Annotated in this window: 18 protein-coding genes; 9 read left to right on the forward strand and 9 right to left on the reverse strand. The window is 63.4% G+C overall.

Translation table 11 applies throughout. From position 1 onward, the window contains the following. The first annotated feature begins 245 nt into the window (after positions 1–245). Positions 246–1,289, forward strand: coding sequence for an FkbM family methyltransferase (locus tag HYH07_RS03255; protein ID WP_220001101.1), 1,044 nt, complete (start codon positions 246–248; stop codon positions 1,287–1,289). Between the two features lie 19 nt (positions 1,290–1,308). On the opposite strand, the gene HYH07_RS03260 is transcribed toward HYH07_RS03255, so the two are convergent. After that, on the reverse strand, positions 1,309–2,199 hold the full coding sequence (locus HYH07_RS03260; protein ID WP_220001102.1) for a sigma-70 family RNA polymerase sigma factor: 891 nt from the start codon (positions 2,197–2,199) through the stop codon (positions 1,309–1,311). A gap of 20 nt (positions 2,200–2,219) precedes the next feature. Continuing rightward, positions 2,220–2,528: a hypothetical protein gene (locus HYH07_RS03265; protein WP_220001103.1), complete on the reverse strand. Its 309-nt coding sequence runs from the start codon at positions 2,526–2,528 to the stop codon at positions 2,220–2,222. Positions 2,529–2,750: 222 nt separating this feature from the next. On the opposite strand from HYH07_RS03265, the gene HYH07_RS03270 reads away from it, so the two are divergent. Next, a complete protein-coding gene (locus HYH07_RS03270) occupies positions 2,751–4,157 on the forward strand; it encodes a DHA2 family efflux MFS transporter permease subunit (RefSeq protein ID WP_220001104.1) in 1,407 nt (468 codons plus the stop codon). Positions 4,158–4,304: 147 nt separating this feature from the next. Here HYH07_RS03270 and HYH07_RS03275 read toward each other — a convergent pair whose 3' ends face one another. The 4 genes from HYH07_RS03275 to HYH07_RS36705 are packed head-to-tail and all read right to left on the reverse strand — an operon-like array spanning position 4,305 to position 6,630. After that, a complete protein-coding gene (locus HYH07_RS03275; RefSeq protein WP_220001105.1) occupies positions 4,305–5,786 on the reverse strand; it encodes an aldehyde dehydrogenase in 1,482 nt (493 codons plus the stop codon). Between the two features lie 19 nt (positions 5,787–5,805). Next, positions 5,806–6,063 carry a hypothetical protein gene (locus HYH07_RS03280; protein ID WP_220001106.1) on the reverse strand — a complete coding sequence of 86 codons (258 nt, stop codon included), beginning with the start codon at positions 6,061–6,063 and terminating at the stop codon, positions 5,806–5,808. 55 nt (positions 6,064–6,118) lie between these two features. Next, positions 6,119–6,340 (reverse strand): Lrp/AsnC ligand binding domain-containing protein, encoded by a 222-nt coding sequence (locus HYH07_RS36700; RefSeq protein ID WP_312016627.1) that lies wholly within the window; start codon positions 6,338–6,340, stop codon positions 6,119–6,121. A gap of 29 nt (positions 6,341–6,369) precedes the next feature. Further along, positions 6,370–6,630 (reverse strand): winged helix-turn-helix transcriptional regulator, encoded by a 261-nt coding sequence (locus tag HYH07_RS36705; protein ID WP_312016628.1) that lies wholly within the window; start codon positions 6,628–6,630, stop codon positions 6,370–6,372. Positions 6,631–6,769: 139 nt separating this feature from the next. Here HYH07_RS36705 and HYH07_RS03290 point away from each other — a divergent pair, with 139 nt between their 5' ends. The 5 genes from HYH07_RS03290 to lpdA are packed head-to-tail and all read left to right on the forward strand — an operon-like array spanning position 6,770 to position 11,981. Beyond that, entirely contained in the window at positions 6,770–7,030 is a 261-nt protein-coding gene (locus tag HYH07_RS03290; RefSeq protein ID WP_220001107.1) for a hypothetical protein, read from the forward strand. Further along, positions 7,027–8,286, forward strand: coding sequence for a 3-methyl-2-oxobutanoate dehydrogenase (2-methylpropanoyl-transferring) subunit alpha (locus tag HYH07_RS03295; protein ID WP_220001215.1), 1,260 nt, complete (start codon positions 7,027–7,029; stop codon positions 8,284–8,286). The genes HYH07_RS03290 and HYH07_RS03295 overlap by 4 nt, the downstream gene beginning before the upstream one ends. 3 nt (positions 8,287–8,289) lie before the next feature. Then, positions 8,290–9,303, forward strand: a complete 1,014-nt coding sequence (locus HYH07_RS03300) for an alpha-ketoacid dehydrogenase subunit beta (RefSeq protein ID WP_220001108.1) — start codon at positions 8,290–8,292, stop codon at positions 9,301–9,303. Position 9,304: 1 nt separating this feature from the next. Further along, positions 9,305–10,576, forward strand: coding sequence for a dihydrolipoamide acetyltransferase family protein (locus HYH07_RS03305; protein WP_220001109.1), 1,272 nt, complete (start codon positions 9,305–9,307; stop codon positions 10,574–10,576). A gap of 7 nt (positions 10,577–10,583) precedes the next feature. Further along, on the forward strand, positions 10,584–11,981 hold the full coding sequence (gene lpdA / locus HYH07_RS03310) for a dihydrolipoyl dehydrogenase (RefSeq protein WP_220001110.1): 1,398 nt from the start codon (positions 10,584–10,586) through the stop codon (positions 11,979–11,981). A 40-nt stretch (positions 11,982–12,021) separates the two neighbouring features. Here lpdA and HYH07_RS03315 read toward each other — a convergent pair whose 3' ends face one another. The 3 genes from HYH07_RS03315 to HYH07_RS03325 all read right to left on the reverse strand — a co-directional run bounded on the left by HYH07_RS03315 (position 12,022) and on the right by HYH07_RS03325 (position 15,033). Continuing rightward, positions 12,022–12,840 (reverse strand): ATP-binding cassette domain-containing protein, encoded by an 819-nt coding sequence (locus HYH07_RS03315; RefSeq protein ID WP_220001111.1) that lies wholly within the window; start codon positions 12,838–12,840, stop codon positions 12,022–12,024. Continuing rightward, positions 12,816–13,898, reverse strand: coding sequence for an ABC transporter permease (locus HYH07_RS03320; protein ID WP_220001112.1), 1,083 nt, complete (start codon positions 13,896–13,898; stop codon positions 12,816–12,818). Before HYH07_RS03320 ends, HYH07_RS03315 begins: the two co-directional genes overlap by 25 nt. Positions 13,899–14,013: 115 nt before the next feature. Continuing rightward, positions 14,014–15,033: a sugar ABC transporter substrate-binding protein gene (locus HYH07_RS03325; protein ID WP_220001113.1), complete on the reverse strand. Its 1,020-nt coding sequence runs from the start codon at positions 15,031–15,033 to the stop codon at positions 14,014–14,016. Between the two features lie 217 nt (positions 15,034–15,250). On the opposite strand from HYH07_RS03325, the gene HYH07_RS03330 reads away from it, so the two are divergent. Together HYH07_RS03330 and HYH07_RS03335 are read left to right on the forward strand one after the other, a co-directional pair. Further along, complete coding sequence (locus HYH07_RS03330) at positions 15,251–16,486, forward strand: ROK family transcriptional regulator (RefSeq protein WP_220001114.1); 1,236 nt, start codon at positions 15,251–15,253, stop codon at positions 16,484–16,486. A 34-nt stretch (positions 16,487–16,520) separates the two neighbouring features. Then, a complete protein-coding gene (locus tag HYH07_RS03335; protein ID WP_220001115.1) occupies positions 16,521–17,477 on the forward strand; it encodes a carbohydrate kinase in 957 nt (318 codons plus the stop codon). Positions 17,478–17,527: the final 50 nt, after the last annotated feature.

A 17,527-nucleotide genomic window follows, 5' to 3' on the forward strand; every position in this document is an offset into this window, starting at 1 on the left:
CCGGCCGCGCCCGGTGGACCCCGCAAGCACGGCTGAACGCGAACTGACGGCACGAGAGCGCAAACTTGCGGTGCCAATGCGCTCAACGCCTCCGGTCGCGTTCACCGGTTCGACGGATCAGAACCGGTGCACTGCCGGATTCTGCCGACCGCCGGGTCAAGAGAGGTTCAGCCATTCACATGTCTTCAAACGTTCAAATGTCTCCAGAGGTCGCAATTTCATTCCTGTCTCACTTGCAGGCCAAATTGTACGAGATTGCCACGAGAGATCTTGAACAGAACCACGAGGCGGATCGTTATGGGCCCGAGCCCAGGCGAACGCTGGGCCCCGATCTCCAAAAGCATCAGAGCAGGCTCGAGGCCATCGCGCGATTGAAGAACTCGAAGACGCTGCCTCTGGTCTTGCTGGATACCTATCAGTTGCTGCAGGACGACTATTCCAGGGACGTCCTGCTGGAGTTGTACCTTCAACGCGTGATCGGGCACGACCTCGTCAAGATCTTCCGAAATTCACCAAAATACTGGCAGGAACGGAGCCTGGCGCGGAGCCTGCAAACAAACCGCCTGCCTGCTAAAAAAATCAGGAATATGAACTTTGAGCTGACTCACTTCGATCTGAAGGAGATCGGCTACGATCTCAACCTGTTTTCCGCTCCCATCGGGATTGACGCCACCTTCCTGAAAACGCAGTACGAGTACAGCGGGGTCAAGCCGGCGATCGCAGCAAAGACCGGGGACGTCGTCATCGAGGCCGGAAGTTGCTACGGCGATACGAGCCTGTATTTTGCATCGAAAGTGGGATCCACGGGGAAGGTCATCGGGTTTGAATTCATACCTGACAATCTCGATATCCTGCGTCAGAACCTCGAACTGAATCCCAGATATCAGTCAAATATCGAGATCATCGAGAGACCAGTATGGGAGTCATCCGACAAGATCCTCTATATGCTGAACAATGGTCCGGGGAGCCAGGTTTCCGAGCGCCCCCTCTCCCACGGCGCGACCGAAATCAGAACCATCTGCATCGACGATGTGGTTCGCGACAGAAATCTGCCGCGTGTCGATTTCATCAAAATGGACATCGAGGGCGCCGAGCTTTCCGCGCTCAAGGGCGCCGTGCGCACGCTCGATCGGTTCAAGCCGACGCTGGCGATTTGCGTCTATCACAAGCCCAATGACTGGGTCGAACTTCCCCTCTTCATCAATTCCCTGAACCTTGGCTACAAGATGTGGCTGGATCATTTTACGATCTACCCCGAGGAGACCGTGCTGTTCTGCAGGGCTGTCTGAAGAAGGCTGGAAGGCGAGTTCACCCTCGATCCACCACGCACTCCGCACCATCGATGACATACGCCGCGTGACGAAAATCCCTGATGGTGGCGAGCTTGTCGGCGGACCAGTTCAGCAGCACGAAATATTTGGGCCGCCCGTTTGGCTCATTCGGATCGAACACCAGGATCGCCGGACGTCCCTCGACCTGTCCCGCCTCTAGGTGCCAATCGCTGACCTTCGAATAATTGCCGAAATAGCGCGACACCTCGGCCTTGCCTTTCAGCCGGGTGCGGTTGACGAGCTCGAGCCTGACGTCGTCGGCGATCATGGCGCGGATCGCGTCGAAATCCCGGGCATTGAAATGGCTGACATAGGCGTTGAGCCGCGTCCGGTCGGCCTCCGACAGGCTGGGCTGCGGCACATCGTCAGGTTCCTCGGCGAACTCACGCAGCTGCGTGCGCCCGCGATGCAGGGCGGCCTTCACCGCGGGCATGCTGAAATCCATGATGTCGCAGACTTCGGCAAGCGAGCAGCCGAGCACGTCCATCAGAATCACGGAGGAGCGCTGCGCCACCGGCAGCCGCATGAAAGTGCGCAGGCTGGTCGCGGCGATCTGGCGGCTTTCGACATCGTCAAGCTGGCCGGCGATCATGTCCACCTCCTCAGCCGAATGCAGCGCCGCCAGCCGGTTGCGGCGACGCAGGAAATCCAGCGCGGTGTTGTGCGCGATGCGGAACAGCCAACCTTGCGGATTGACGACGGGCGAGACGGATGGCAGCGCGTCCATCGCCTTGATCAGCGCATCCTGCAGCACATCCTCCCCGTCGATGACCGAGCCGACCATGCGGGCGCAGTAGCGATGCAGCTTCGGCCGCATCCGCGCCAGCAGGGCCTCGATATCGACGGTAGCCTGCGGGTCTGGCGCCATTGCTCCTCCGCCTCGCCTGGTCAGGACTGGTCCAGCATACGATAATTGCCGACGATCCTCACATCACGAACCAGCGGCGGCTCCGCGCAGCGGTCCCGGATGCCGTCCTGGAACGCCTGAAACGCCTTGAGTTTCGGGATCGGGCTCGATCCGTCCTCGGCCGCGGCCTCGACGAGATGGATGAAGGTGTCGTCCTCCAGCCGCAGCGTGAGATAGCGCACGCCATCGGGGCTGACCGCCTTCAATTCCGCAAATACGGCCGAGACCAGCTCGGCGTTCCGATCGGCCAGCTCCGGCTTGGCCTTGTATCTGATCAACGTCCTTCGCATCGCGCGCTCCTCAGCTATTCACCTGGTTGCTCGTCGCGCCACCGTCCACAGTAGCAATACCTTCCCGGAAAGCCGATGCCGCGTCACCCCCAGGACGTTTGACGACCGCTCAAGGATTCGGTCCGCAAAAGATTATTTCGGGACGCACCCTTTCCCCCGGCGGCCACGTCTAGCCCGCAGAACGCGCCGCGACAGGGCGGCGCGAGACACGGAGAGAGGGCGATGCAGACCCCGATCAATCGCGCCGAGAAGAACTGGGTGCTTGGCGTCACCGCGCTGGCATCCTTCATGATGGCTCTGGACGCCATGATCATCACGACGGCGTTCGCGGCCATCCGCGCCGATTTCGGCAGCGCGGTCGAGACGCTGCAATGGACCGTGAACGCCTTCAACCTGATCTTCGCCGTGCTGCTCCTGACCGGCGCCGCGCTCGGCGATCGCTTCGGTCGACGCCGCATGTTCGCGAGCGGCATCGCCCTGTTCGTGGTGGCGTCAGTGGCTTGTGCACTGGCAGGCACCGCCACCGCTCTGATCGCCGCCCGCGCGCTGCAGGGCGCCGGCGCCGCGCTGGTCATGCCGGTGGCGATGGTGATCCTGAGCGGCACGTTCGGCCGCGAGGAGCGTGCCCGCGCGCTCGGCATTTTCAGCAGCATCACCGGCTGCGCACTGATTGTCGGCCCGGCCATCGGTGGCTTCATCACCGCACATTTCGGCTGGCGCTGGGTGTTCTGGATCAACCTGCCGATCGGCCTGATTGCGATCGCCCTGGTGTTGGCGCGGCTACGCGAAAGCTTTGGACCAGCCGCCGCGCTGGACATCCCCGGCCTATCGCTCGTGGCGCTTGCGGCGCTCGCGCTGGTCTGGAGCCTGCTCCGCGGCAATGCCGTGGGGTGGGCAAGCGCCGAGGTGATGGGCACGCTGCTGTCAGGCCTGGTGTTCGCGGCCGGCTTCGTGCTCTGGGAATTGCGCGCGGCCGCGCCGATGGTGCCGATGCGGCTGTTTGCCTCGCGCGCCCTCGCTGCCGGCATCTCGGCGAGCGTGCTGTTCTACGCCGCGATGTACGGCGTCCTGTTTCTGCTGCCGCAGTTCCTGCAGACCACGCTTGGCTTCGACGCCTTCGGCGCCGGACTTCGCCTGCTGCCCTGGACGGCGACGCTGTTCGTCACCGCACCGATCGCAGGCGCGGTCGTCAACAGGTTCGGCGAGCGGCCGCTGGTGGTGACGGGATTGCTGATGCAGGCGATCGGCCTTGGCTGGATCGCGGAGATCGCTAGTCCCGCCGTGGCCTACTCCGCTCTGGTGGCGCCGCTGGTCCTGGCCGGCGTCGGCGTCTCGATGGCGATGCCTTCAGCGCAAAACGCCATCCTGAGCTCGGTCGCGGTGGCCGAGATGGGCAAGGCGTCCGGCGTCTTCAACATGGGCCGCTTCCTCGGCGGCATGTTCGGCATCGCCGCGCTGGTGGCCAGCTTCTCGGCCCACGGCGGGGCCTACTCGGCCGCGCATTTCGACAGCGGATTTGCCGCGGCGATGCGCGTTGCCGCAACGCTGTCGCTGGCCGGCGCGATTGCGGGAATTTTCCTGCCGGCACGGCGACGCGCCGCGGTCGCAGCCACGCCACAGGATGCGTAACGCTCAGGGCGTCCCGCTGACGCGCTTTTCAAGCTGCAACGTCCGAGCGACCCGATTCAAGAGACTGAGAGTCGGGAAATGCGAGGGAAACCCGTTGTCGACGTCAGCAGCCAGACGGTGGGCACAGCGGGAGACAGAACGATCGGGTCAGTCCAGCTTGATCCAGACCCCCTTCGTGTTCAGGTACTCGTCGAGCTGTTCAGTGCCGCCCTCACGGCCATATCCGCTCATCTTGTAGCCGCCGAAGGGCAATGCAGGATCGATGGCGTGGTAGGTGTTCACCCAGACCGAGCCTGCGCGCAGGCTGCGCGAGACGATGTGGGCCTTGCTCACGTCGCGCGTGAACACACCGGCCGCAAGCCCATATGGCGTCGCATTGGCCCGTTCCACGGCTTCATCGAGCGTGTCGAACGGCAGCGCGGAGATGACAGGACCAAAGATTTCGTCACGGGCGATCTGCATGGTGTCGGAGACGCCGGCGAACACTGTCGGCTCGACGAAGTTGCCCTTGGCGAGGTTTCCTTCCTTCAACCGCCTGCCACCGGCCACGACCTTCGCGCCCTCGTCGCGTCCGCTGCGCAGGAAGCCTTCAACCTTGTCGAGTTGCCGCTCGGAAACCAGGGGGCCGATGTCCGTCGAGGGGTCGGCGCCATCGCCAATTTTCAGGGCCGAGGCAAACTTGCCCAGCCGTTCGACCAGTTCGTCGTGAATGGCCCGCTCGACGAACAGCCGCGAGCCGGCGATGCAGATCTGGCCTGAGTTTGCGAATGCCGCCATCGCGGCAATCGGAACGGCCTTGTCGAGGTCGGCATCGGCGCAGACGATGACGGGTGACTTTCCGCCAAGCTCGAGCGACACCCGCTTGAGATTGCCGGCAGAGGCACGAATGATGGCCTGCCCGGTTGCCGTGGAGCCCGTGAAGACGATCTTGTCGACGCCTTGATGTTCGGCCAGAGGCGCACCGGCCTCAGGCCCGGTCCCTGTCACGACGTTGACGACACCGGGCGGCACGCCTGCCTGGTTCATCAAATCCGCGATCAGCAGCGGCGTCAGCGGCGCCTCTTCGGAGGGCTTGAGCACGATCGTACAGCCGGTCGCCAGCGCAGGTCCGATCTTCCAGACCGACGCCGCCGTGGGCGCGTTCCAGGGAATGATCGCGCCGACCACGCCGACGGGCTCCTTCCGCGTGAACGAGACGATGTCGCCTGGAAGCGAATTGTCAATCGTCTGTCCGTGAATCGCGGTCGCCATGCCGGCGTAATATCTCAGCATGCCGAGCACGCGGAGCTTGTTCGCCCGCGTCCTCACGATCGGCATGCCCATGTCCGCCGTGTCGGACTGGCTGATCTCCTCCCAATGTTTCTCAAACAGATCGGCGATGCGCAGGAGCAGCGCCTGCCGCTCGAACGGCTTGAAGCGGCTCCATGGTCCGACAAGGGCGCGGCGAGCAGCGGTGACGGCGATGTCGATGTCGCCGCCATCGCCACGCGGGACACGGCCGATCACTTCTCCCGTTGCTGGGTTGCGCGTCTCGAAGACTTTCCCCGAGCGCGCCTCCACCCACGTGCCATCAACGAACATCTTGCGAGTTCGGCCGTCTAGGGGAAATCGGATCTCGGTCTTTGTCATTCGCTCAGTCTTTCCTGTCTCAACGCTCATTCTCTGGCCTGGGCTGCCGGCTTCGCCTTGCGAAGCAGCCGTGCAGGTCCGAAATATAGGCTCGGCCATGGCCGCCTTCGACCACGGCTGCGATGGCAGAGCGGACGCCGTCTGCGATCGCTTTGGAGGCGCCGGAGCCGTTCGCCATCGTCTGGTCGTAACCGGTATCCTTTAGCGCATTGGCGACGAAGAATGGAACGGTGCTGACGTCGCCCGTCACCAGGGCCGGAAGAGGCACATCGATCATTGAGAAAGACTGACACCCCGTTCAGGATTACTGCGGTGACACGGGACGCATTTGGCTAGACCTGCACCGAGGTCAGCTTTTTCAGGCAGCGCAGCGCAAACGATGAGCGGCTGTGACGAATGCCTGGAATGCGATAGAGCTTCTCGCGCAAAAAGCGTTCGTAGCCGGCGGTGCTTTCGACAGCGACCTTCACGACGTAGTCGTAGTCGCCGGTCGTGAGATAGGCCTCGATCACCTCCGGCAAGCTCGTCAGCAATTGGCCGAAACGCTCGAGCATCTCCTCATCGTGGCGATCGAGCGTCAGCTCTATGATGACCGTCTCGGGCAGGCCGGCTTGTCCTGATTGAGCAGCGCAACGTAGCCATCGATGTAGCCCTGCGTTTCCAGACGCTTCAGCCTGTTCCAGCACGGCGTGGTGGAGAGCCCGATTCTTTCGGCGAGTTGCGCCGTGGTCAGGCGTGCATCCTGCTGCAGGGCGCGCAGGATCTTGCGATCGATCTCGTCGAGCCGAAGCGCATCCTTGCGCGGTGCCTTGACCGGCCTTGTGGCACGCCTGGCTGGCGCCATACCGAGAACTTCTTTCTGGATTTTCCAACAATACGGAGAAATTTCATCCTACCTATCCATGGTATACCGAGATTAATGGAACGACAATCCTGACGTTTGGCAGTATCGTTTGCTAAAAGATGAGATCAACGCGGTGTTTTTGCTCGAACTCCAGACCAGCGATATGCACGCCGCACTCGGCCGCCTGCTCGACCAGACGCGTGTCGCGGGACTACGGCTCGCGGCCGTCAGCGCACGGGCGGACGCGAGCGAATGCCGCATCTCGGCTTCCATAGACATCGATGATCGCGACGCTGTCGACCGGATCGCTCGCCGCGTCGGCGCGTTGTTCTGCATCGATGCGATCGAGGTGAGAGGTGAAAGCCAATGCCCGACTCGGACCTCACACATGACACCATGAGCCCGCGGCGCGAGGTGGCTCCATCCCCCGCGCCTGCGCCACTGAAGCTGCACGTGCCCGAGCCGGCAGTGCGCCCGGGCGGCACGCCCGATTTCTCGAACATCCGCATCCCGCGCGCCGGCCAGGTCGATCGTCCCAGCGTCGACGTCGATCCCGAGGCCATCCGCGATCTCGCCTTCTCCGTCATCCGTGTGCTCAATCGCGACAGCGAAGCGGTGGGGCCCTGGGCCGGGGCGCTTTCGGACAGTGAATTGCTCGAGGGCCTGCGCCACATGATGACGCTGCGTGCGTTCGATGCGCGCATGCAAATGGCGCAGCGCCAAGGCAAGACCTCGTTCTATATGCAGCATATGGGCGAAGAGGCGGTGAGCTGCGCCTTCCGCAAGGCGCTTCTTCCGGGCGACATGAATTTTCCGACCTATCGCCAGGCGGGGCTCTTGATCGCCGGAGGCTACTCGCTGGTCGAGATGGCCTGCCAGATCTACTCCAACACGCACGATCCCCTGAAGGGGCGCCAATTGCCCGTGATGTATTCCTCCAGGGAACACGGCTTCTTCTCGATCTCGGGCAATCTCGCCACCCAGTACATCCAGGCAGTCGGCTGGGCGATGGCGTCCGCCATCAAGAACGACACCAAGATCGCCGTTGGCTGGATCGGCGACGGTGCAACCGCAGAATCGGACTTCCATGCCGCGCTGGTGTTCGCTTCGACCTATCGCGCGCCGGTCGTGCTCAACATCGTCAACAATCAATGGGCCATCTCGACCTTCCAGGGGATCGCACGCGGTGGCTCCGGCACGTTCGCCGCGCGCGGTCTCGGCTTCGGCATTCCGGCGCTGCGCGTCGACGGCAACGACTACCTCGCAGTCCATGCGGTCGCGAAATGGGCTTGCGAGCGCGCACGCCGCAATCTGGGTCCGACCCTGATCGAACACGTCACCTACCGAGTCGGCGCCCACTCCACTTCCGATGATCCGGCAGGCTACCGGCCGAAGACGGAGTCCGACGCGTGGCCGCTGGGAGATCCCGTGATCCGGCTGAAGAACCATCTGATCGTTCGCGGTGCCTGGTCGGAGGAGCGGCACAAGCAGACGGAGGCCGAGATCCTCGACACCGTAATCTCGGCGCAGAAGGAGGCCGAAAGCTACGGCACGCTCCATTCCGAGCAGCGGCCTACGGCACGCGACATGTTCGAGGGCGTATTCGCCGAGATGCCTCCGCATCTGCGCCGCCAGCGCCAGGAAGCCGGACTCTGAACCATGACACGCCGGACCATGATCGAGGCCATCAGGGATGCCATGGACGTGATGATGTCGCGTGACGACAATGTCGTCGTGTTCGGCGAGGATGTCGGTTATTTCGGCGGCGTGTTTCGCGCCAGCCAGGGACTGCAGGCGAAATACGGAACGAGCCGCTGCTTCGATACCCCGATCAGCGAGCTCGGCATCGTCGGCATCGCGGTAGGCATGGCGGCCTACGGATTGAAGCCCTGCGTCGAGATTCAGTTCGCCGACTACATGTATCCTGCCTACGACCAGATCGTCTCGGAGGCTGCACGGCTGCGCTATCGCTCCAACGGCCAGTTCACCTGCCCGCTTGTGGTTCGCATGCCGACCGGCGGCGGCATCTTTGGCGGGCAAACGCACAGCCAGAGCCCGGAAGCGCTGTTCACCCACGTCTGCGGTATCAAGACCGTGGTGCCGTCGAACCCGCGCGACGCCAAGGGTCTGCTGATCTCGGCCATCGAGGACCCCGATCCCGTGATCTTTCTCGAGCCGAAGCGTCTTTATAATGGTCCGTTCGATGGCCACCATGACCGGCCGGTGACGCCGTGGTCGAAGCACGATCTCGGCGAAGTCGACGACGGACACTTTGCAATTCCCCTCGGCAGCGCCGCGATCCGCAGGCAGGGCAAGGCCGTCACCGTCCTCGCTTACGGAACGATGGTTCATGTCGCCGAGACCGCCGCAAACGAAACCAGCATCGATGCCGAGATCATCGATCTTCGCTCACTGCTGCCGCTCGATCTGGATACCATCGAAGCCTCGGTCAAGAAGACCGGACGTTGCGTGATCGTGCATGAGGCAACGCTCACATCCGGCTTCGGGGCCGAGCTCTGCGCGCTGGTCCAGACGCGATGCTTCTATCATCTTGAAGCTCCCATCCTGCGCGTCGCCGGCTGGGATACGCCCTACCCGCACGCGCAGGAATGGGATTACTTCCCTGGCCCGGCGCGCATTGGCCGCGCGCTGATCGAAACGATGGAGGCCTGAGATGGCCGAGCGCGTGGTCAGGCTGCCCGACGTCGGCGAAGGCATTGCGGAAGCCGAACTGGTGGAATGGCACGTGAAGGTCGGCGATGTCGTTCGTGAGGACGCCGTGCTCGGCGCCGTCATGACCGACAAGGCGACCGTCGAAATCCCCTCGCCGGCTGATGGACGCGTCACCTGGCTCGCCGGCAATGTAGGCGACCTTCTCGCCATCGGCTCGGACTTCGTTCGGATGGAGGTCGATGGCGCGAGCGAGCGGGTGCCGGAGGCGGCAAAACCGGCATCGCCGGCAGCAAGCGCTCTGGCCAAAAAGGCGGATCACGGTGCAACCACCCCGCGCGCGCCCGCGAGCGCGCCACCCGATGCACGTAGGTCGCAGCCCTCCGCTGCGCCACTCCATCCAGCGGTCGAACGGCCTTTGGCCGCTCCGGCCGTCCGACTCCGGGCGCGGGAGGCAGGCGTCGATCTGCGGCAGATTCACGGCACGGGTCCGGCTGGACGGATCACTCACGATGATCTCGACGCTCTTCTCTTGCGCGGCCGCGCTGGAACGCCAGCGACGTCGCATCTGGCGCAAACTGCGGTCACCGACATCAAGATCGTCGGGTTGCGGCGCAAGATCGCCGAGAAGATGTCGATTGCGAACGCGCGCATCCCGCATATCACCTATGTCGAGGAGGTCGATGTCACTGCGCTGGAAGATTTGCGCGCGAAGATCAACGACCGCAAGCTGCCGGGCAAGCCGAAGGTGACATTGCTGCCGTTTCTGATGCGCGCGATGGTGCGCGCGATCGCCGAGCTGCCACATCTCAATGCCCATTTCGACGATGAGGCCGGGATCGTGCACCAGCACGCCGGCGTTCATATCGGGATCGCCACACAGACCCCGACCGGTCTGGTGGTTCCCGTCATCAGACACGCCGAAGCGCGCGATCTCTGGGATTGCGCCAGTGAGGTCGCGCGGCTCGCGGAAGCCGCCCGAAATGGCAGCGCCTCCCGCGACGAACTCACCGGCTCAACCATCACCATCACATCGCTCGGTGCCCTCGGCGGGCTGGCGACGACTCCCATCATAAATCACCCGGAGGTCGCGATCGTCGGCGTCAACCGGATCGCCATCCGGCCGCACTGGGACGGTTCGGCTTTCGTCCCGCGACAGATGATGAACCTGTCGTCCAGCTTCGATCATCGCGTGATCGATGGTTTTGATGCCGCTCAGTTCGTGCAGCGCATCAAGCTGCTTTTGGAGACGCCGGCGATGATCTTCATTGATTGAAAAAGCGATGACCGAGATCACCTGCAAGCTCCTCGTCATCGGCGCCGGCCCCGGCGGCTACACCTGCGCGATCCGTGCCGGCCAGCTCGGCATCGATACGATCGTCATCGAAGCCGAAAGGCCGGGTGGCACCTGCCTCAATGTCGGCTGCATTCCCTCGAAGGCCCTGATCCACGCGGCCGGCGAGTATGAAACGATTGCGATTGCCGCCGGGGGCAAGAGCCCGCTCGGAATTTCGACCGCAAGGCCGTCGCTCGACTTCGCCAAGACCATCGCCTGGAAAGACGGCATCGTCAGGCGCTTGAACGGCGGCGTGGCTGGCCTGCTGAAGAAAGCCGGCGTCAGGCTGATTGCCGGGCACGCTCGCTTTCGCGACGGCAAGTCGATCGAGGTCAGAACGCAATCCGGCTCGCAGATGATTCATGCCGAAGCGGTGGTGATCGCGACGGGGTCTGAGCCGATTGCGATTCCGACTCTGCCGTTCGGAGGTCGCGTGATCTCCTCCACCGAGGCCCTTGCGCTCACCGAGATTCCGGACAGGCTGATCGTGGTCGGCGGCGGCTATATCGGTTTGGAGCTCGGCACGGCGTTTGCAAAGATGGGCGCGGCCGTCACGGTCGTCGAGGCCGCCCCACGCATTCTGCCGCAATATGATGCCGAACTGAGCGCGCCTGTGGGAAGGCGCCTCGCCGCGCTCGGGGTGGGCGTTCTGACAGGCGCGAAGGCGAAAGCTCTCGTTTCGGACGGCACAGCGCTCGCGGTCGAGACCGCCGACGGCCAGCAGACGACCCTCGATGCCGACAAGATTCTGGTGACAGTGGGCCGCAGGCCTGTGACATCAGGATTCGGCCTCGAGACCCTCGATCTCGACATGAACGGATCTTTCATCCGGATTGACGACCGATGCTGTTCTTCGATGCGCGGCGTCTTCGCCATCGGCGACGTCACGGGCGAGCCGATGCTGGCGCATCGCGCCATGGCGCAAGGCGAGATGGTCGCAGAGATCGCCGCCGGCCGTCACCGCGCCTGGGACAGGGTTTCGATCCCGGCGATCTGCTTCACCGATCCCGAGATCGTCACGGTCGGCTTGTCGCCGAGCGAGGCAAGCGGTCAGAGCTTCGACATTAAGACGGACCTCTTTCCGTTCAAGGCCAACGGCCGCGCACTGACGCTGGAGCGCGAGGACGGCTTCATCCGGACCGTGGCGCGGGCGGACAATCATGTTCTGCTTGGCATCCAGGGCGTCGGAGCCGGTATCGCCGAGCTTTCTGCGGCCTTCAGCCTTGCGCTGGAAATGGGCGCGCGGCTCGAGGACGTCGCTCTCACCGTCCACGCGCATCCGACCCAAAGCGAGGCCCTTCAAGAGGCCGCTCTGAAGTTGCTGGGCCACGCAATTCACATCTGAAACATAGAGGGAGAAGCCGTGAGCCAGCCCCGGTGCGCAGTCACGCGGCAACTTCAATCGGTGCCTTCGCGCCGGTCATGAAGGCAACCGCATCCGACATCGTGTAGGCCTTGGGATCGATCACCGTGAGCCGCCGGCCGAGTCGATGAATATGGATGCGATCGGCTATCTCGAACACGTGCGGCATGTTGTGGCTGATCAGGACCACCGAAACGCCACGCCGCCGCACATCGAGGATCAGTTCCAGCACCCGACGCGATTCCTTGACGCCGAGCGCCGCAGTCGGCTCGTCCATGATGACGACGCGCGAGCCGAAGGCCGCGGCCCTCGCAACCGCCACACCCTGGCGCTGACCGCCCGACAAGGTTTCGACCCGCTGATTGATACTTTGCACGGTCATAAGGCCAAGCTCGGTGAGCTTCTCGCGGGCGATGCGCTGCATGGCCTTGCGATCGAGCATGCGGCAGATCGTTCCGAGCGGCCCGGCCCGGCGCAGTTCGCGGCCGAGGAACATATTGTCGGCGATCGATAGGCTGGGCGACAGAGCAAGCGTCTGGTAAACCGTCTCGATGCCGGCCGCCTGAGCGTCGAGCGGCGAACGAAATGCGACTGTCTTGCCGGCGAGTTTGATCTCGCCCGAGTCCGGAACGAGCGCGCCCGAGAGCGCGCGGATCAGCGATGATTTTCCGGCGCCATTATCTCCGATCACGGCCAAGATCTCGCCCTGATAGAGATCGAAGTCGGCATGATCGAGCGCCGTCACGCGGCCATAGCGCTTGTTGAGGCCACGTGCCTGAAGGAGCGGAGCTGTACCGGGAACGTTCGATCCTGTGCTCATGCCGACACCTTGCGAATCCATTGATCAAGCGCCACTGCGATGATGATCAGCCAGCCGACGGCGAATTCCTGCCAGAGCACGTCGACATCGGACAACGCGAGCCCGTTGCGAAATACGCCGACGATCAGCGCGCCAATCAGCGTGCCGATAATCGAACCGCGCCCGCCGAACAGACTTGCGCCACCGACGACCACCGCAGTGATGCTGTCCAGATTGGCTGTCTGGCCGGCCTGCGGGCTGATCGAGCCAATGCGTCCGATCAATGCCCAGGCACCAAGCGCGCAAATCACGCCGGCGATCACATAGACACTGAAGAGAATGCGGTCGGTCCGGATGCCGGAAAGCCGCGCCGCATCGGGATCGTCGCCCACCGCATAGAGATGGCGCCCGAAGGCGGTGCGATTCAACACGAACCAGATCAACGCCACGAGGCCGAGCATGAAGAAGGAGCCATAAGTGAAGCGGGCGCCAAGAATGTTGACCGGCGTTCCCAGGGCCTGCAGCAGCGGGGCGATTTTCGCGACCTCCTGCGAACGGATGGTCTCGGACGCCGAATACCAAAGATTAAGCGCAAAGAAGATCGACCACGTCCCGAGCGTCACGATGAAAGGCGGCAGCTTGAGTCGGGTCACGAGCGTACCGTTGATCACGCCGCAGCCGGCACCTGCGGCAACGCCGACAACGAGCGCGATGGGAGCCGGCAGTCCCATGGTGACCGCGAGCTTGCCCATGATGACGGAGCACAGCACCATGATGGCCCCAACCGAGAGATCGATGCCGGCGGTGATCACGATCAACGTCTGCGCCGCCCCGATGATACCGATGATCGTGACCTGCTGGATGATCAGCGAGAGGTTGAACATCGACAGAAAACGCGAGCCGACGGTGAAGCCGAACGCCGCAACGCTGAGCAGCAGCACGATCGCCGGCACTGCTGTCGGATTGGCGTGCAGGAAATGCTGAAGCTTCTGCAGCGGCGATCGCGCACGAACCTCGAACTCGGCGACGCGACTCTCGCCCTTGTCGAGCACGAGCTCGAAGGCTTGGGCAACCGGGCGGCTACTGCCGATATCGGTCATGACCATTTTCCTCGTTGCATGCGGGGATCTGCCCGTCCGATCGCGGAAGGGCTTCCGGCTTTTGGCGCCCGGCTCGCGGGCGCCAATCCTTGGCGACGACAAGTCAGAGCTGCGATCAGCCCCAGCACTTCTTCAAGGCAGCAGCGCTGTCGATCGACGGCATTTCGCCAACAGGCTTGTCGGTGACGAGTTCGACGCCGGTATTGACAAAGTCGAGACCGGGCGACGCCTTCGGCTTGCCGCCGCCGGTGGCAAAAGTCTTCACCGCCTCAACGCCCTTCGCCGCCATCAGCAGCGGGAATTGCATGGAGGTGGCGCCGATGACGCCATCCTTCACGTTGCGCACGCCAGGGCAACCGCCGTCGACCGAAACGATCAGCACATCCTTGTCGCGGCCAACCGAGCGCAAGGCCTCGTAAGCTCCCGCCGCCGCAGGCTCGTTGATGGTATAGACGAGCGAGATGTCCGGATTCTTCTGGAGCAGATTCTCCATCGCCTTGCGGCCGCCTTCCTCGCTGCCGAGCGTCACATCGTGACCGACGATGCGCGCATCCTTCTCGTCACCGATCTTGGCGGGGTTGCCGAGATCGATGCCAAAGCCTTTCAGAAAGCCCTGATCGCGCGCGACATCGACCGAGATCTGATTCACGTTGAGGTCGAGCAGCGCAATCTTCGCCGATGCCGCCTTGGCGCCCAGCGTCTTGGCAGCCCATTGGCCGATCATTTCACCTGCCAGGAAATTGTCGGTGGCAAACGTTGCATCAGCCGCATTCGCCGGATCGAGCGGGGTGTCGAGGGCGATGACCAGAATGCCCGCCGCCCGCGCTTTCTCGACAGCGGGGACGACCGCGCGGGAGTCGTTTGGTGTGATCAGGATGCCCTTGGCACCGGCGGCGATCAGGTTCTCGATCGCCGCGACCTGACTCTCATTGTCGCCGTCGACCTTTCCGGCAAACGAGCGGAGCTCGACATCATTCGCCTTGGCCGCCTCGTCGGCGCCGGCCTTCATCTTCACGAAGAACGGGTTGGTGTTGGTCTTGGTGATGAGGCCCACGATCGGCTTGTCGGCCGCGAAACTGCTGGTGGTGCCCAGAGTCAGCGCGAACGCTGTGAATAGTCCGAGTGACTGACGCATCAATTCCCTCCTCGTTAGTCGTCTTGTTGGCCTGCACGGTTTCGACCGCGTGGTGGGACATCCTAGAGAGCGCAAAACGACCTTGTCAATAAATAAATCATCCCGACTTATTAATTGACACGCATTGCCAACTGCGGTCATTGTAGCGGCCGACTGCCGGGAAGGGGCTAATCGACCTGTCGCTAGGACGGATTCCCCGGATTGTGAGGAGCCGAAGATGGAAGAAACAGCCGCGGTTGCTGGAACTACGGTGGCCTTCCCCGGCGACAGCCGCGGCACCACTCAAACCGGCGTGAGACTGTACAACGAGCGCCTGATCCTCTCCCTCATTCGGCGCCATCGTAGTCTCGCCAAGGTCGAGATCGCGCGCCTCACCGGGCTTTCGACTCAAACCACGACGGTGATCATCAATCGGTTGGAAGCCGACGGACTGCTCCGTGCAGGCGAACCGCAGCGAGGCCGCATCGGCCAGCCGTCGGTCCCCTATTCGCTCAATCCGGACGGCGCGTTTGGACTGGGGCTCATGATCGGCCGTCGCAGCTCCGACCTGGTGTTGATGGATTTCGCCGCCGGCATCCGCGCCAGGCGCCGCGTGATCTACTCCTTCCCGGCCCCCGAAGAGATCATGGCATTTGCCGAACGCGAGATGCCTGGTCTTCTCGCCGAATTGCCAGAAGCCCAGCACGACAGGATCAGCGGCATTGGCGTCGCGATGCCATTCGAGTTGTGGAATTGGGAAGCTGACCTGCAGACGCCACCCGGCGCACTCGGCAAATGGCGTGACTTCAATGTTGCAGCCGAGCTGTCGCGCCGTTTCGTCCCTTGGCCGGTGCGCGTCAGCAACGACGCGACTTCGGCATGCGCAGCCGAACTCACCTTCGGTGCCGGCGCGGCATATCGGGATTTCGCCTATTTCTACATTGGCGCCTTCATCGGCGGCGGCATCGTTCTGAACGGCAGCCTCTTCCCGGGACGCAGCAGCAATGCCGGCGCGCTCGGCTCCATGCCGATCATGCGACGGGAGGAAAATGGTAAGGCAAGCCTTCAGCAGTTGATCCGCACCGCTTCGATCTATCAGCTCGAGCGCCGACTGATCGCCGCTGGCCGACCAGGTACCGATATCTGGCTCTCGCCCGACGACTGGTCGAGCTTCGAGGAGCCGCTGGAAGCGTGGGTTTCCGAGGCGGCCGCAGCGCTGGCGCAGGCGATCACCGCCCTGCTCGCAGTGATCGACTTTGAAGCCGTCATCATCGACGGGGCCTTTCCGGTCGACGTGCGCCATCGTCTCGTCGAGCGCACAAAGGAACATTGGGCCGGTATGGACCGGCAGGGCCTCACCGACGCTGTCGTGGTGGAGGGCTCGATCGGGCGCGATGCGCGCGCGATCGGCGGCGCGGCGCTGCCGTTGCTCGCGGCGTTCGCTCGCGACCACGACGTGCTCTTCAAGGATTGAGCATGGTCGTCCTGATGAACGAGGGTCGCGCATCATGATTCTTGTCTGTGGCGAAGCCCTGATCGATCTGTTTGTGAGGGCGCACGGCGGGTCCGCGATGTCGACCCATGCCGTTGCCGGCGGCTCTCCCTTCAATGTTGCTGTTGGCCTCGCTCGGCTCGGGGTTCGAACGGCCTTCCTGAGTGGCATCTCGCGCGATCATTTCGGCGCGTTCCTCGCGGACAGGCTCGCTCGCGAGGGCGTGGATGGCAGCTTTCTCGTGCGAAGCGACCGGCCGTCCCCGATCTCGATCGTGGCGACGACCGGTGACGGCCAGCCAAACTATACTTTTCACGGCGAAGGCGCGGCAGAGCGCGCGCTGAGACTTGCCCATCTCCCCCGCATGCTGCCGGACGATATTCAGGCTCTGACCTTTGGCTCCTATTCCATGGCTGTCGAGCCGGTCGGCTCCACGTTTGCCGCGCTCGCCGAGCGCGAGCATGGCCGCCGCGTCATCAGCGTCGATCCGAACGTGCGACCGACCGTCGTCGGCGACATGAAAAGCTGGGCCATCGCCGCCGAACGCTTCTACCGGACGGCTACAATGATCAAGGCGAGCGACGAGGATGTCCGCATTGCGTGGGGTGGTCGTGCCTCGATTGCGGATGCGGCCGCCTACTGGCTCGCGTGCGGCGCGCATCTGGTGGTCGTGACCGAGGGAGCAAAGGGCGCAACCGCCTTTTCGACCACTGGCAGCGTCTCGGTGCCCGGTCGTCCCACGGTCGTGCGCGACACCGTGGGCGCCGGCGACACATTCCACGCCGCGCTGCTTGCGCAGCTTGCGAAAACCGGCCGGCTCCGTCCCGAGGCCATTGCGGCGCTCGAACCGCCTGATATCCGCGAGTTGCTCGCTTACGCAACGGCTGCCGCCGCCATCACGGTGTCCCGCGATGGAGCCGACCTGCCGACCGCCGCCGACATCGATGCGAGTACGGAGCCATGCCATGCTTGACAGAGTGACGGACACAACGCGGCACATCAAAGAGACTCGAATTGAAGAGG

The sequence above is a fragment of the Bradyrhizobium sp. BR 10261 genome (assembly GCF_019455395.1).
GTDB lineage: Bacteria > Pseudomonadota > Alphaproteobacteria > Rhizobiales > Xanthobacteraceae > Bradyrhizobium > Bradyrhizobium manausense.

What these genes read in the sequence shown, in the direction of transcription:
- HYH07_RS03260 (WP_220001102.1), bottom strand. Translation starts at nt 2,199, where the DNA reads ATGGCGCCAGACCCGCAGGCTACCGTCGATATCGAGGCCCTGCTGGCG.
- HYH07_RS03265 (WP_220001103.1), bottom strand. Translation starts at nt 2,528, where the DNA reads ATGCGAAGGACGTTGATCAGATACAAGGCCAAGCCGGAGCTGGCCGAT.
- HYH07_RS03270 (WP_220001104.1), top strand. Translation starts at nt 2,751, where the DNA reads ATGCAGACCCCGATCAATCGCGCCGAGAAGAACTGGGTGCTTGGCGTC.
- HYH07_RS03275 (WP_220001105.1), bottom strand. Translation starts at nt 5,786, where the DNA reads ATGACAAAGACCGAGATCCGATTTCCCCTAGACGGCCGAACTCGCAAG.
- HYH07_RS03280 (WP_220001106.1), bottom strand. Translation starts at nt 6,063, where the DNA reads ATGATCGATGTGCCTCTTCCGGCCCTGGTGACGGGCGACGTCAGCACC.
- HYH07_RS36700 (WP_312016627.1), bottom strand. Translation starts at nt 6,340, where the DNA reads ATGCTCGAGCGTTTCGGCCAATTGCTGACGAGCTTGCCGGAGGTGATC.
- HYH07_RS36705 (WP_312016628.1), bottom strand. Translation starts at nt 6,630, where the DNA reads ATGGCGCCAGCCAGGCGTGCCACAAGGCCGGTCAAGGCACCGCGCAAG.
- HYH07_RS03295 (WP_220001215.1), top strand. Translation starts at nt 7,027, where the DNA reads ATGAGCCCGCGGCGCGAGGTGGCTCCATCCCCCGCGCCTGCGCCACTG.
- HYH07_RS03300 (WP_220001108.1), top strand. Translation starts at nt 8,290, where the DNA reads ATGACACGCCGGACCATGATCGAGGCCATCAGGGATGCCATGGACGTG.
- HYH07_RS03305 (WP_220001109.1), top strand. Translation starts at nt 9,305, where the DNA reads ATGGCCGAGCGCGTGGTCAGGCTGCCCGACGTCGGCGAAGGCATTGCG.
- lpdA (WP_220001110.1), top strand. Translation starts at nt 10,584, where the DNA reads ATGACCGAGATCACCTGCAAGCTCCTCGTCATCGGCGCCGGCCCCGGC.
- HYH07_RS03315 (WP_220001111.1), bottom strand. Translation starts at nt 12,840, where the DNA reads ATGGATTCGCAAGGTGTCGGCATGAGCACAGGATCGAACGTTCCCGGT.
- HYH07_RS03320 (WP_220001112.1), bottom strand. Translation starts at nt 13,898, where the DNA reads ATGACCGATATCGGCAGTAGCCGCCCGGTTGCCCAAGCCTTCGAGCTC.
- HYH07_RS03325 (WP_220001113.1), bottom strand. Translation starts at nt 15,033, where the DNA reads ATGCGTCAGTCACTCGGACTATTCACAGCGTTCGCGCTGACTCTGGGC.
- HYH07_RS03330 (WP_220001114.1), top strand. Translation starts at nt 15,251, where the DNA reads ATGGAAGAAACAGCCGCGGTTGCTGGAACTACGGTGGCCTTCCCCGGC.
- HYH07_RS03335 (WP_220001115.1), top strand. Translation starts at nt 16,521, where the DNA reads ATGATTCTTGTCTGTGGCGAAGCCCTGATCGATCTGTTTGTGAGGGCG.